Annotated in this window: 11 protein-coding genes; 9 read left to right on the forward strand and 2 right to left on the reverse strand. The window is 70.9% G+C overall.

The window, feature by feature from the left end; genetic code table 11:
• Positions 1-129: 129 nt before the first annotated feature.
• Positions 130-687, reverse strand: coding sequence for a sigma-70 family RNA polymerase sigma factor (locus tag AABM41_01485; protein ID MEK6190980.1), 558 nt, complete (start codon positions 685-687; stop codon positions 130-132).
• A 124-nt stretch (positions 688-811) separates the two neighbouring features.
• On the opposite strand from AABM41_01485, the gene AABM41_01490 reads away from it, so the two are divergent.
• Both AABM41_01490 and AABM41_01495 read left to right on the forward strand, forming a co-directional pair.
• Positions 812-1795 carry an ABC transporter ATP-binding protein gene (locus tag AABM41_01490; protein MEK6190981.1) on the forward strand — a complete coding sequence of 328 codons (984 nt, stop codon included), beginning with the start codon at positions 812-814 and terminating at the stop codon, positions 1793-1795.
• Complete coding sequence (locus tag AABM41_01495; GenBank protein MEK6190982.1) at positions 1792-2592, forward strand: ABC transporter permease subunit; 801 nt, start codon at positions 1792-1794, stop codon at positions 2590-2592. Before AABM41_01490 ends, AABM41_01495 begins: the two co-directional genes overlap by 4 nt.
• Before the next feature lie 2 nt (positions 2593-2594).
• On the opposite strand, the gene AABM41_01500 is transcribed toward AABM41_01495, so the two are convergent.
• A complete protein-coding gene (locus tag AABM41_01500; protein MEK6190983.1) occupies positions 2595-5210 on the reverse strand; it encodes an adenylate/guanylate cyclase domain-containing protein in 2616 nt (871 codons plus the stop codon).
• A gap of 22 nt (positions 5211-5232) precedes the next feature.
• Here AABM41_01500 and AABM41_01505 point away from each other — a divergent pair, with 22 nt between their 5' ends.
• The 7 genes from AABM41_01505 (at position 5233) to AABM41_01535 (ending at position 12508) form a co-directional block, all read left to right on the forward strand.
• On the forward strand, positions 5233-6174 hold the full coding sequence (locus tag AABM41_01505) for a DMT family transporter (protein ID MEK6190984.1): 942 nt from the start codon (positions 5233-5235) through the stop codon (positions 6172-6174).
• A 21-nt stretch (positions 6175-6195) separates the two neighbouring features.
• Entirely contained in the window at positions 6196-7392 is a 1197-nt protein-coding gene (hutI, locus tag AABM41_01510) for an imidazolonepropionase (GenBank protein MEK6190985.1), read from the forward strand.
• Positions 7385-8767, forward strand: a complete 1383-nt coding sequence (locus AABM41_01515; GenBank protein MEK6190986.1) for an NAD(P)/FAD-dependent oxidoreductase — start codon at positions 7385-7387, stop codon at positions 8765-8767. The genes hutI and AABM41_01515 overlap by 8 nt, the downstream gene beginning before the upstream one ends.
• A 31-nt stretch (positions 8768-8798) precedes the next feature.
• Positions 8799-9836 carry a zinc-binding alcohol dehydrogenase family protein gene (locus AABM41_01520; GenBank protein MEK6190987.1) on the forward strand — a complete coding sequence of 346 codons (1038 nt, stop codon included), beginning with the start codon at positions 8799-8801 and terminating at the stop codon, positions 9834-9836.
• Between the two features lie 9 nt (positions 9837-9845).
• A complete protein-coding gene (locus AABM41_01525; protein ID MEK6190988.1) occupies positions 9846-11405 on the forward strand; it encodes an ATP-binding protein in 1560 nt (519 codons plus the stop codon).
• Positions 11402-12112 (forward strand): response regulator transcription factor, encoded by a 711-nt coding sequence (locus AABM41_01530; protein MEK6190989.1) that lies wholly within the window; start codon positions 11402-11404, stop codon positions 12110-12112. The genes AABM41_01525 and AABM41_01530 overlap by 4 nt, the downstream gene beginning before the upstream one ends.
• 99 nt (positions 12113-12211) lie before the next feature.
• Complete coding sequence (locus AABM41_01535; protein ID MEK6190990.1) at positions 12212-12508, forward strand: hypothetical protein; 297 nt, start codon at positions 12212-12214, stop codon at positions 12506-12508.
• The last annotated feature ends 84 nt before the right edge of the window (positions 12509-12592 follow it).

Genomic DNA, 12592 nt, shown 5'->3' on the forward strand with positions numbered 1-12592 from the left:
GCGCGCGGCTGGGCGACCAGCTGGGCGACCAGCTGGGCGGCGATCCCAGAGGCCAGCGGCGGCGTGGACGGGAACCGGATGGCGGCCGCCAGGTCGGACAGGGCGGCCTCCAGGGCTGGGTCGTATCGGTCAGACATCGCTATCGATCTCGGTGCGGAGGCGGGCCATGGCCCGCGAGAGGCGTGATTTCACCGTTCCGCGTGCCACGTTCATCACCGCCGCCATGCTCGCTTCGTCCATGTCCACGAACCAGCGCAACCCAATGACCAGTCGGTCATCGGCGCTCAGGCGGCCGATGGCTGCCAGAAGCGTCTCGCGACGCTCCTGGGCCAGGATCGACCCCTCGGGTGATGGGGCTGCACCACCCGAGAGGGGATCCTCCGCCAGGCGCAGGCCCAGGGCGGCCTGCCGCGACGAACGGCGCCGACGGTTGCGCGCGGCGTTGGCCACGATCCGCAGCATCCATGGTCGTGCCTCGGCCCCGCCCCGGAAGCTGGGCAGGGCGCGCCAGGCTCGTACGAAGCACTCCTGGGCCGCGTCGCGCGCTTCGTCGGCGTCGCCGCATACCAGGAATGCGGTGCGGAAGGCGATTTGCTCGTAGCGTCGCACCAGCTCCTCAAAGGCCGCGACATCTCCCTGCCGCGCCCGCTCCATCAGTTCCGCGTCGGACAGTGGACAGCCCTCCACCCGGCATCATCGATACACCGACGGTCGCCTTCCGGTTCCCGGTCCAGAGTATGGGGGCCGCTAAGCCGCGACCGACCGAGCAGGACCGACCGTACCTGCCGCCATGCGCTAGGCTGCCGGGACGTTGGTCGCACGCGAAACGCCCCACCCGGGAACCTCCGCCGAACCGGTTATCCGCACCGATCGGCTCACCAAGCACTACGGCGGGGGCCTCCACCGGCCGGGCCACGGGAGCGGAACGATCCGGGCCCTGAACGCCGTCAGCCTGGATGTCGAGTCGGGCGAGATCTTCGGGTTCCTCGGCCCCAACGGGGCGGGCAAGACGACCATGATCCGCACCCTGCTCGGGTACCTGCACGCGACGAGCGGGTCGGCGACCGTGCTGGGCCTGGACGTGGTGACGGATTCGGTGGCGCTCCGTCGGCGGGTGGGATATCTGCCGGGTGGGATGGCCGTGTACGGGTCCCTGAGCGGCTCCGCTTCGCTCGACTACTACGCCGACCTCCAGCAGCGCGAGCCGGTCCGCCGCGCGGAGCTCGCCGAGCGGCTGCAGATGCCCGAATCGGACCTGCGTCGGAGGGTGCGGGACTACTCGCGCGGGATGCGCCAGAAGCTGGGCGTCATCCAGGCCCTCCAGCACGACCCCGAGCTGGCGATCCTCGATGAGCCGACCGAGGGCCTGGACCCGCTCATGCAGCTCGCGTTCTACGAGATCCTCGAGGACCTCCGAGATGAGGGCCGGACGATCTTCATGAGCTCGCACTACCTGTCCGAGGTCGAGCGGATCTGCAACCGGGTCGCCATCATCCGCGCGGGGCACCTGATGGCCCTCCAGCATGTCGACGAGCTGCTCGCCCGTCGTAAGCGGCGGGTCACCCTGCGCTGGCGCGGCGGCACGCCCGACCTGTCCGAGGTTCCCGGCATCGCCGACGTGGTCGTCTTCCGCGACCGGATCACGGCCACCCTGTCGGGAGACGTGGCCCCGTTCGTGCGGGCCGTGGCTTCCCCGTCCCTGGTGGACCTGCTGATCGAGCCGGCTCGCCTGGAGGAGGTCTTCTTCGAGTTCTACGCCGGCGAGGACGCCGAGGGTCCCGGAGGCGCGGTGTGAGCTGGCGGATCTTGCGGCAAACGCTGTACTGGCAGCGCATCCGGCTGGTGGTGGTTGGCCTTGTCGCCTTTGCGTGGGGAGCCCTGGTGCCCACCTTCTACACGACCTTCCAGGACCTGTTCGCCGGCCTGGTTGAGGGCGGATTCCCCGAGAACCTGCTGAACTTCGGCTCGGGCAGCCTGTTCACGCTGGGTGGCGCGATGACCATCGGTGTTCAGCACCCGCTGGCCATCGGGTTCGTGGGAATCTTCGCGGTGGGCGCGGCTGCGGGCGCCGTGGCCGGAGAGCGCGAGGCGGGGACACTGGAGGTGCTCCTCGCCCGACCCCTGTCGCGGCGGCGGCTCTACGTGTCCGTGGGCGTCGCGATCATGGTCGCCATCGGCGTCACCTTGGCGTTCCTGCTTGCTGGCCAGGTGCTGACCATCAACCTGCTGGGCGTGGCGGACGAGATCGACCAGTGGCAGGTCCCCCTGGTCTGGGTGAACGGCATGCTGCTGTGGGGCGCCTTCGCCGCGTTCTCACTAGCGGCCAGCGTGAGCTTCGACCGCCGCGGCCCGGCCATCGGCCTGAGCCTGGCGTACCTGGGGATCAATTACTTCTTCGAGATCCTGGGGAGCTTCCTGCCCGACCTGGATTGGACCCAGGAGTACTCGCTGTTCCACCACTTCAACCCGGGCGAGATCGTGACCGGCAAGCTCGATCCGTTCGACCTGGCCCTGCTGGGGGTGGCTGTCGTCCTGCCCGTCCTGTGGGCGCTGATCTTGTTCCCGCGTCGCGACCTGGCGGCTCCCGCCTAGCCCTACTCCTCCCGCAGGGCGAGCCGCACCGCGCGCTCGATGTCCATCTGCTGGCCTTCGGCATACGCCGTGGCGTATTCGGGCGACTCCATCAACTTTTCGGGAAAGAATCCCGCGTACCCTCGGTTCAGAGCGCCCAGTCCACCCCCGGCCAGTCGCTCGGTAGCCGCGGCGTATCCGGCCAGGAGCATGGCGCGAATCGTGTCCCCCCCGGCATGGGCCGCTGCTGCGAACGCGTCGAACACGAGCGCATACCCCGAAACGTCATCGGTCTGGCGGAAGAGGTCGAGAGCCTCGCTCAGCACCTCATGCAGCCGATCCCGGTCAGTCTCGAGGAACGTCAGGCCCTGCATGTACAGGGTCCACGCGAGCATGAACCGATCTCCGAGGGGACGGAAGATGCCGAGCGCCTCCTCCAGGTCCTTCGCGGCGCCGGCGAAATCGCTGAAGAAGTACTCCGCGCCGGCCCGCGCCCACAGCGCGCGTCCGATCCCGAGCTGGTCACCCAGCCGTCGGTTGACCTCCAGGGCCTGGTTGGCGAGCTTGAGGGCTTCCTCCTGCTCCCCGGGATTCCAGGTGTAGGAGAAGGCCAGGTTGTACAAGGCATTGGCTTCCGCCCGGTCGTCCTGGCGTGCACGGGCAAGATCCAGGGTTTCCTGGTACCAGACCCGCGCGACGTCAAAGTCGCCCTGCCAGTACGCGATGCCCCCGGCCGCCTCGAGCGCAGCCTCGCGGGCAGCCGGGAACGCGGTGGCGTCCGGGAGCACCACCACGCGATCGGCGTACTTGCGCGCCTCGATGAGGTAGCCGCGCATCTGCCAGTAGCGCCAACAGGCGGTCAACAAGCGAAGCGCGGTCTCGGTCGCTCCCGACTCCACGGCCCAGCTCATGGCCGCCCGGATGTTGTCGCGCTCCAGCTCGTACCGATCCAGCCACTCTCCGGCCGCCGATCCCATCACCTCGCTTGCGCCGCGCTCGACAAAGGCGAGGATGCTGGCCGCATGGCGTTGCTGGTAGGTCTGCGCGTCGCCGCCGGCCGCCAACTGCTCGGCGGCGAACTGGCGAATGGTGTGCAGCATCTGGAACCGCGGCTCACCTCCGGGCGGGGACTCCTCCCGCAGCAGGCTCTTGTCGACCAGAGACGACACGACGTCGAGGGCGAGATTCCGATCGGTGGGCTCGAAGCACACCTCCTCGATCTGCTCCAGGCGCGCACCTCCCGCGAAGACGGACAAATGAGCGAAGGCGCGCTTGTCGTCGTCCTCCAGGAGGTCATGGCTCCACGCGATGGCGCCGCGCAGGGTCTGCTGCCGCTCCGGCAGGTCGCGGGCGCCACCCGAGAGGAGCCCCAACCGGTCGCTGAGCCGATCCAGGATGGCCTGCGGTGGGAGCACCCGGACCCGCGCCGCGGCCAGCTCGATGGCCAGCGGCAGGCCATCCAGGCGGACGCAGATCTCCGCCACCGCCGGCGCGTTGGCGTTGTCCACCCGGAAGTCCGGGCGCACCGCCATGGCGCGTTCAATGAACAGGGCAACCGACTCGAACTGGGTGAACTGTTGGAGCTCGGGAAGGTGTCGCGGGTCCGGCAGGCCCAATGGCGGGACGGGGTACTCCCGCTCCCCGTAGACGCGCAGCGGTCTGCGGCTGGTCGCCAGGACGGAGAGGCGCGGCGCCCGCGCCAGCAGCTCTCCGACCAGCGGGGCGGCCGCGTCGACCTGCTCGAAGTTGTCGAGGACCAGCAGAAACGCTCGGTCCCCGAAATGCTCCGCCAGCCGATCCACGGACGCGGCGCCCGGATCCATGAGGCCCATCGCTTGGGCCATGGTCGGCAGCAGCAGCTCGGGACGGGTAATGGGCTCCAGCGCCACGAAGTACACCCCGTCGGGGTACCGGTCGCTGGCCTCCGCCGCGACCTGCAGGGCGAGCCGCGTCTTGCCCGTGCCACCGGGGCCGGTGAGCGTCACGAGTCGATGCTCCGCCAGCAGCGCCAGCGCGTCGGCCACCTCCCGCTGCCGGCCGAGGAATGAGGTCAGCTGGAGGGGCAGATTGTTGGGCGTCGCATCCAGCGTCCGTGGAGCGGGGAACGAGGCCGGCAGGCCTTCGATGGCGAGCTGCCACAGGCGCTCCGGGCGCGAGAGGTCCTTGAGCCGATGCTGTCCGAGGTCCATGAGGCTGACACCTGGCGGCAGGCTGCCGGCGGTCAAGGCCTGGGTCGCGCCCGACACGAGCACCTGCCCGCCGTGGCCTGCGGCGGCCACCCGCGCCGCGCGGTGGACGTCAAGGCCGACGTAGTTGTCGCCGCCGAGCGTCCCTTCCCCGGTGTGGAGGCCCATCCGGACCTTCACCGTCGCGCCGCTTGGCCACGGTTCGGCGGCCAGGGCTCGCTGGGCCGAGGCGGCGGCGGCCGCCGCTCTGGGCGCGGAGGGGAAGACCGCGAAGAAGGCATCCCCCTCGGTGCTGACCTCGGTCCCTTCCCCGACCGCGATAGCCTCCCGCAGCAGGGCGTGGTGGCGTTCGAGCACCGGCGTGAGGGCATCACCCAGCGCTTCAAGCAGGCGGGTGCTGCCCTCGATGTCGGTGAAGAGGAACGTCAGGGTGCCGGTCGGCAGGGTGGGCATCGGGGCGCCTAGAGTAGCCGCCATGAGCAACGAGCTGGCGTCGCCGCTGCACCTGCTCGGCTCACGGCCGGTGCTGGCCGCCCTGCTGGGCGGGCTGACGATCGCGTTCACCGGGATCCTGGTGCGGGTGGCCGATGTGGAGCCTGCCACCGCCGCCGTCTTCCGCTGCCTGTACGCCCTGCCGGTGCTGTGGTGGTTGGCGCGCGCCGAGCAGCGACGGTTCGGACCCCGGGCTCCGGGCCAACGCCGGCTGGCGCTCATCGCCGGCCTGTTCTTCGCCGCCGACCTGGTGAGCTGGCACTACGCGATCGCCATGGTCGGGGCCGGGCTGGCGACCGTGCTGGGCAACACCCAGGTCGTCTTCGTGGCGGTCGCCGCCTGGCTGTTCTTCGGGGAGCGCCTCACCGCGCGGCTGGTGGGGGCACTGGTCATCGCGCTGGTCGGGGTGGTGCTCATCTCCGGCGTCATCGGCTCCGACGCCTACGGGGAGAACCCCCTGGCCGGGGTCGTCCTGGGCCTGTTCACCGGCGCCACCTACGCCGGGTTCCTGCTCGTCCAGCGCATGGGCAACCGCGACCCGCGGCGCCCCGCCGGTCCGCTGTTCGACGCCACTGCCTCTGCCGCGGCGGGGTCCGCACTGGCAGGCGTGGTCCTCGGCCAGGTCACGTTCCTTCCCACCTTGCCGGCCCACGGATGGCTCGTGATCCTGGCCCTCAGCGCCCAGGTGGTGGGGTACCTGCTCATCAGCGTCGCGCTCCCCCGCCTGCCGTCGGCACTGACCTCGATCGTCCTCCTCATCCAGCCGGTGGCCGCCGTCGGGTTGGCCATGCTCATCCTGGGCGAAGCGCCGTCGACGACCCAGCTGTTTGGGGTGGGCCTGGTGGTGGCCGGCGTGGTGCTGGCCACGGCCCGCGCGCCGCGTAGCGGGCAGGCCGCCGTGGCCGAGGCGGCGGAGGGTCCGTAGGGGTCGGCTATGGTTCGCGGCATGCCACCCGGACAGTTGCTCCTGTCGGGCACGGGCCGGCTGCTTGTGGCCCAGCCGCACGCCGCTGAGCCTCCAACCACGCTCTCGCCCTGGGCGCTGCTGATCCGGGACGGCCGGATCGGGTGGGTCGGGTCACCCGACGCAGCGCCGGCGGTGGACCGCTGGGAGGACCTGGGCTCCGCCCTGGTCAGCCCCGGGCTGGTGGATTCGCATACCCATCCCGTGTACGCCGGTGACCGCGCCGATGAAGCAGCTGCCCGGCTGGAGGGCCAGCCATACGCGGCGGGCGGCATCCTGCGCACCGTCGCCGCAACCCGGAAGGCCCCCGACGCCGACCTCCAGGCGCTGGTGGAGGGCCGATTTCGCGCTGCCCTGGCCGGCGGCACCACCACGTTGGAGGCGAAGTCGGGCTATGGGCTGACCACGGTCGAGGAGCTCCGCGCCCTGCGCATCATCGGTGCTGCTGCCGCCGCAGCCGGCATCCGGGTGGTCCGCACCTTCCTTGGCGCCCACGCCGTTCCCCCCGAAGCCGCATCGCTTGAGGCATACGTCGCCACTGTGATCGAGGACATGCTGCCCGCCGTGGCGGGCGAGGCCGAATTCTGCGACGTGTTCTGCGACCGCGGATTCTTCACGCCGGCCCAGGCGGAGGCGATCTTGACCGCTGCCCGCGGCCACGGAATGGGGTTGAAGCTGCACGCCGATCAACTGGCCCGAACCGGGGCTGCGGAGCTGGGAATCCAGCTGGGCGCGACGTCGGTGGACCATCTCGAGCAGCTCGACGCCGCGGGTGTGCGCGCCCTCGCGGCGTCGGCGACGGTCGCCACCCTGCTTCCCGGGCCGGCGGTGGCCATGCGCGACCGGCTCCCCCAGGCACGCGCGCTGCTGGACGCCGGGGCCAGCGTGGCGTTGGCCACCGATGCCAACGCCGGGACGTACGCCAACCCCTCCATGCCGCTGGTAATCGGCCTGGGAGCGACCGTCCTCGGCATGACCATGCAGGAGGCGATCGCGGCGGCCACCGCTGGCGGCGCCGCCGCCATCGGTCTGTCACATGAGATTGGTGTCCTGCGGGAGGGCATGACGGCTGACCTGGTGGCGTGGGATGCAGAGCACGAAGGCGCCTTCGCTCTCCGGTTGGGCGGCGTCGCACCGGCCAGAATCTGGATTGGGGGCGAGGAGCGAGCGCTTGGCTGACGCGAGAGGAGTGATGGATCGGTTCGATTTCGTCGTGATCGGGGCCGGGGTGGCCGGCGAGGCTGCCGCCAACCTGGCACGTCAGCGTGGGGCGAGCGTCGCGATCGTCGACCGCGACCTGGTGGGCGGCTCCTGCGCGTTCTGGGCCTGTATCCCGTCCAAGTCCCTCCTCCACTCCGCCGCGGTGCACGCGGGGGGCGGGGACTACCCGTGGTCCAGAGCATCCGACCGGCGGGACTGGAACATCAACCGCGAGGGAATCCCGTACCCGGACGACACCGGACACGCACAGCGCCTGGAAGCGGTGGGCGCGGTGGTCGTTCGCGGCTCCGCCCGACTGGACGGCCCGGGGCGGGTGGTTGTCCGCCACGAGGACGTGGAGCATGAGCTGGTAGCGGCCAACGTGGTCGTGGCGGTGGGCTCTGAGTCGCGGATCCCGGACCTGCCCGGACTGGACCAGATCCCCTACTGGACCAACCGCGAAGCGACCTCCGCCCGCGAACTGCCCAAGAGCCTGCTGGTCCTGGGCGGCGGCCCGACCGGGGTGGAGCTGGCCCAGGTCTACGCCCGCTACGGCGTTCCGGTGACCATGGTGGAGTCGCATCCCCGGATCCTGGCCCGCGACCATCCGCGCAACTCCGCCATCCTCCAGCGCGCCCTGGAGCGGGCGGGGGCGACCGTGCGGGTGGGCGTGCGGGCCGTCCGGGTGCATCCCGCAGCCGGCACCAAGGGCGCCCACCAGGTGGAGCTGGACGATAGGACCCGGGTCGGGGGGTCAGCGGTCCTGCTGGCCATCGGGCGCTCCTTCCCGCTCGAGGGGCTGGGATTGGAGACCGTCGGGGTTGATCCATCCGGGGGCCACCTACGCCCCGACGAGCGACTCCAGATCGCGCCCGGGGTATGGGTCGCGGGCGACCCCGCGGGTCCGGAGCTGCACACCCACGTGGCCCACTACGAGGGTGAGATGGTGGTCCGGATGGCCCTCGGCGACGACGTCCGGCCCGACCTGCGAGCCATCCCGCGGGCCACCTACACCGATCCGGAGACCGCATCGGTTGGTCTTCAGGTGGAGGAGGCCCAGAAGGCCGGAACGGACGCGGTGGAGTTCGAGGAGGACCTGGCCCGCAGCGCAAAGGGGTACACCGCCGAAGCCGAGGGCCACGTCATCGTCGTCGTCGACCGGGCGCGCAAGACCGTCGTGGGAGTGTTCCTGGCCGGTCCCGGCGCCTCGGAAGCGGTCCACGAGGCCGTGCTGGCCGTGAAGCTGCAGACCCCACTCGATGTCCTATCGGACACGATCCATGCCTTCCCAACGCTGTCCCGGGTGATGGGAGGAGTGTTCAACCGCGCGGCGCGCGAGCTGGGCACGGGATGAATCGGGAGATCGGTCGCTAGGCATGCGGGTCATGGAGCTGCGCCAACCGGCACCAGTCGCCAGCGGTCCACTGATCGCGGCCGAGCGCGCCACGCCGGAGCCCGGTCCGGGTGAGCTGCGCCTGGCCGTCGCCGCCACGGCCGTGTGCCGCACCGACCTCCAGCTGGTCGAGGGCGACCTGGAAGCCCGTCGCCTGCCCATCGTGCCTGGGCACCAGGTGGTGGGGCGGGTGACGGCCATAGGGGGAGGGGCCTCAGGCTGGGAGCTCGGCGACCGCGCCGGTGTCACCTGGCTGGCAGGATCAGATGGCACCTGCCGATACTGTCGGTCCGGGCGCGAGAACCTCTGTCTCCAGGCCACCTTCACCGGGTGGGACCGGGATGGGGGCTACGCGGAGGAGATGACGGTCCGGGCCGACGTCGCGGTCCGCCTTCCGGACACCTTTGCCGATGCCGATGCCGCCCCGCTGCTGTGTGGTGGTGTGGTCGGCCATCGGGCGCTGCGGCTGGCGGGCGTGCCGGCCCTGGCGGGGGACGCCTGGGCCGCGGCCGAAGATCGGTCCGAGCCGTTTCGGCTGGGCCTGTACGGTTTTGGGGCTTCCGCCTCGCTGGTCATCCAGGAGGCCATCCACCTGGGCTGCGTGGTCCACGTCGCCAGCCGCTCGGCGGAAGAGCGGGAGCGCGCCGTGGAGCTGGGCGCGGCCTCCGTCGGGGGCTACGCCGAGCCGCCGGCCCAGCCGCTGGACGCCGCCATCACGTTCGCCCCGGTGGGCTCGGTGGTGGTGTTCGCGCTCCACGATCTGGCCCCCGGGGGGACAGTGGTCATCAACGCCATCCACCTCGACCAGATCCCGGCATTCCCGTACCGGCTTTTGTGGGAGGAGCGCGGCCTGCGCAGCGTGGCCAACGTCACCCACCGAGATGCAATCGAGTACCTCGAACTGGCCGCCGCCATCCCGATCCGCACGTCCATCCGGCGCTATGGCCTGACGGAAGCAAACGCCGCGCTGGCGGACCTGGCCGCAGGTCAGATCGGCGCCGCGGCCGCCGTCCTGATTCCGGAGCGCTAGCATCGACTCGTGCGTTCGCTGCTAGCACGGCGCCTGCCGGGCTACCTCTTCGCCCTGGGCGGGGTGGCGGTCGTGACGCTCGGCATCCTCCAGCTGGGGGGCCTGAACCTGGGCAACGCGTCGATGTTGTACCTGGTGGTGGTGCTGCTGTCTGCCGCCGTGCTCGGCCGTGGGCCCGCCATATTCGCGTCGGTCGCGGCCTTCCTGGCCTCGAACTTCTTCCTGGTCGAACCGCGCTTCACACTTCGGGTGGCCGACCCCGATGAGTGGATCGCTCTCGTGCTGTTCCTCCTGGCGGCGGTCATCACCGGCCAGGTGGCGGCCAGCCAGCGTTCGCGGACCCAGCAGGCCGAAGAGCATGCCCGCCAGGCCCGGCTTCTGTACGACCTGGCGGTCCTGATGGCAGAGCCGAGCCTGGCCAAGGCGTTGGAGGCAGTCGCCGACCGAATGCGGCATGAGCTGGGTGTTGCCGCGGTCCGGATCGAGGTCAGCAATCGCGATGGGCGCAGCCTCGGCAGCGCCGGGGTCGGAGAGGCGGATGCCCTGGCCGCGCTGAAGAACGTGAGCACGATCAGCGCCGAGGTCCTGGGCAGCGGCCAGCTGCCGAGCGGCGAGGCGGCCGGGCAGCCGGGGAAATGGATACGGGTCTCGGCGCCGCACCCACCGGGCGATCCAGCTCCTGACTGGCGCGTGCTGCGGGCGCCCATCCGCAGCCCGGAGGGGGTCGTGGGGGAAGTCGCATTGGCCGCGAAGCTGGGCGCCGAGCTCGACGAAGCAGCCACCCGCCTGCTCGGAGCGCTCACCGCACAGCTGTGGCTCGCCATCGAACGGGCGAGGCTGCGCGAGGAAGCGACCGCCGCCGAGGTACTGCGCCGCACTGACGAGGCGAAGTCGGTGCTGCTCGACGCGGTGTCCCACGATCTGCGGACGCCGCTGGCCTCGATCATGGCCTCCGCCGGGAGCCTGCGCCAGGCCGATGTCGACTGGTCCGCCGATGAGCGACGGTCGTTCGCCGCCACGATCGAGCAGGAGGCGGAACGCCTGAATCGGATCGTGGGTAATCTGCTGAACCTGAGTCGGATCCAGGCCGGCATGCTGGTCCCCGACCGCTCGTGGTACGAGCCGGCGATCCTGATCCAGGAGACCCTGGATCGGCTGCGGCCGGCGACCGCGCGCCATCGGATCCGGGTCGAGCTGCCCCCGGACGAGTTGCCGCCGGTCCTGCTGGACTACTCGGAGATGGACCAGGTGCTCACCAACCTGATCGAGAACGCGGTGAAGTACTCGCCGGTCGGGTCCGAGATCGTGGTTTCGGCCCGGCTGGCGGATGGTCAGCTGCGGGTGACCGTCGAGGATTCCGGACCGGGCGTTGCAGCGGTCGCGCTGCCACACCTGTTCGAGCCGTTTTACCGCGCCGGCGAAGTGCGGCGGGGCGGCGGCAGCGGACTGGGGCTCGCGGTCGCGCGTGGCCTGGTCGAGGCCCATGGCGGCCGGATCTGGGCCGAGAACCGGCCCGAAGGTGGCGCTCGGTTCTGGTTCGCCATTCCCAGCCCCGCGGGCGCGGCATGAGACCGGCGCCGGGGGCGCGGATCCTGGTGGTCGACGACGAGCCGGGCATTCGGGAGACACTGGCGCGCAACCTGGAAGGTCACGGCTACCAGGTGCGCAGCGCCGAGACCGGGGCGCAGGCGCTCGAGGCGGCCGCGCGTTTCCAGCCGGATCTCGTCCTTCTCGACCTCGGCCTGCCCGACCTGGACGGGACCGAGGTCATCGAGCGCATCCGGAGCCGGACCAGCACCCCGATCGTCGTGCTCTCCGTGCGGGGCGCGGAGCGGGACAAGGTTCGGGCCCTGGAGCTGGGAGCGGACGACTACCTGACCAAGCCGTTCGGCATCGACGAGCTGCTGGCTAGGGTCAAGGTCGCCCTTCGCCACGCGTCGCGAACCCGGCAGGGTGCGGATCCGGTCTTCCGCAGCGGAGAGCTGGCGGTCGACCTCGACCGGCGCGAAGTGACGGCCGATGGCCGGCCGGTTCACCTGACCCCCACCGAGTACGCTCTTCTCGGCGCGCTGATCGCCGCCGGCGGCCGGGTGCTCACCGACCGCGCCCTTCTGCAGCGGGTGTGGGGGCCGGAGTACGGCTCCGAGAACCACTACCTGCACGTCTACGTCGGACGGCTCCGCAAGAAGCTGGAGCCCGATCCAGCGCGGCCGCGGTACCTGCGGACCGAGCCGGGAGTGGGATACCGCCTGGTCGAGCTGGAGGCGGATGAGTAGCCGGTCCTTTCAGGGCCGGGTCCGATATTGAGCCGATATTGAGCCGATAGCGCTCGCCCGTTGACACCCCGTTGAGGGGCGGCAGGCCAGGATCGAGCCATGACCGGCCATCAGGAGACGCCCGAGTCCGGCGTTGAGCGAAAGTTGCGTGTCGTCGACGACACGCACGTGCCGCTGCAGGCGCTCGCGTCGTTGCAAGCTGCCTGCGAGATTCTGCGCGACGCACGCGAGCCCTTGACCTCCATCAGCGTCAGCGGACGGCTTCCGGATGCCGCTGTCGGCGCCATGCCGGTCCTCTCCGCGGCCGAACGGCTGGCGGTCGAGTACGGCCTCGCCGTCGACCTGCGCCTGGACGGCGCCGCCTACGAAGTCCACTTCCACCGGCGAGCGAGTTGACCGAAGGCGGCAAACCCCAGGGCTCGCGCCCTAGACGGGTAGATCCCTACCTCGAGGTCCGCGAGTCTCGCCCCGGCCGACGGC

It is taken from the genome of Chloroflexota bacterium, assembly GCA_038040195.1.
Classification (GTDB): domain Bacteria; phylum Chloroflexota; class Limnocylindria; order QHBO01; family QHBO01; genus DASTEQ01.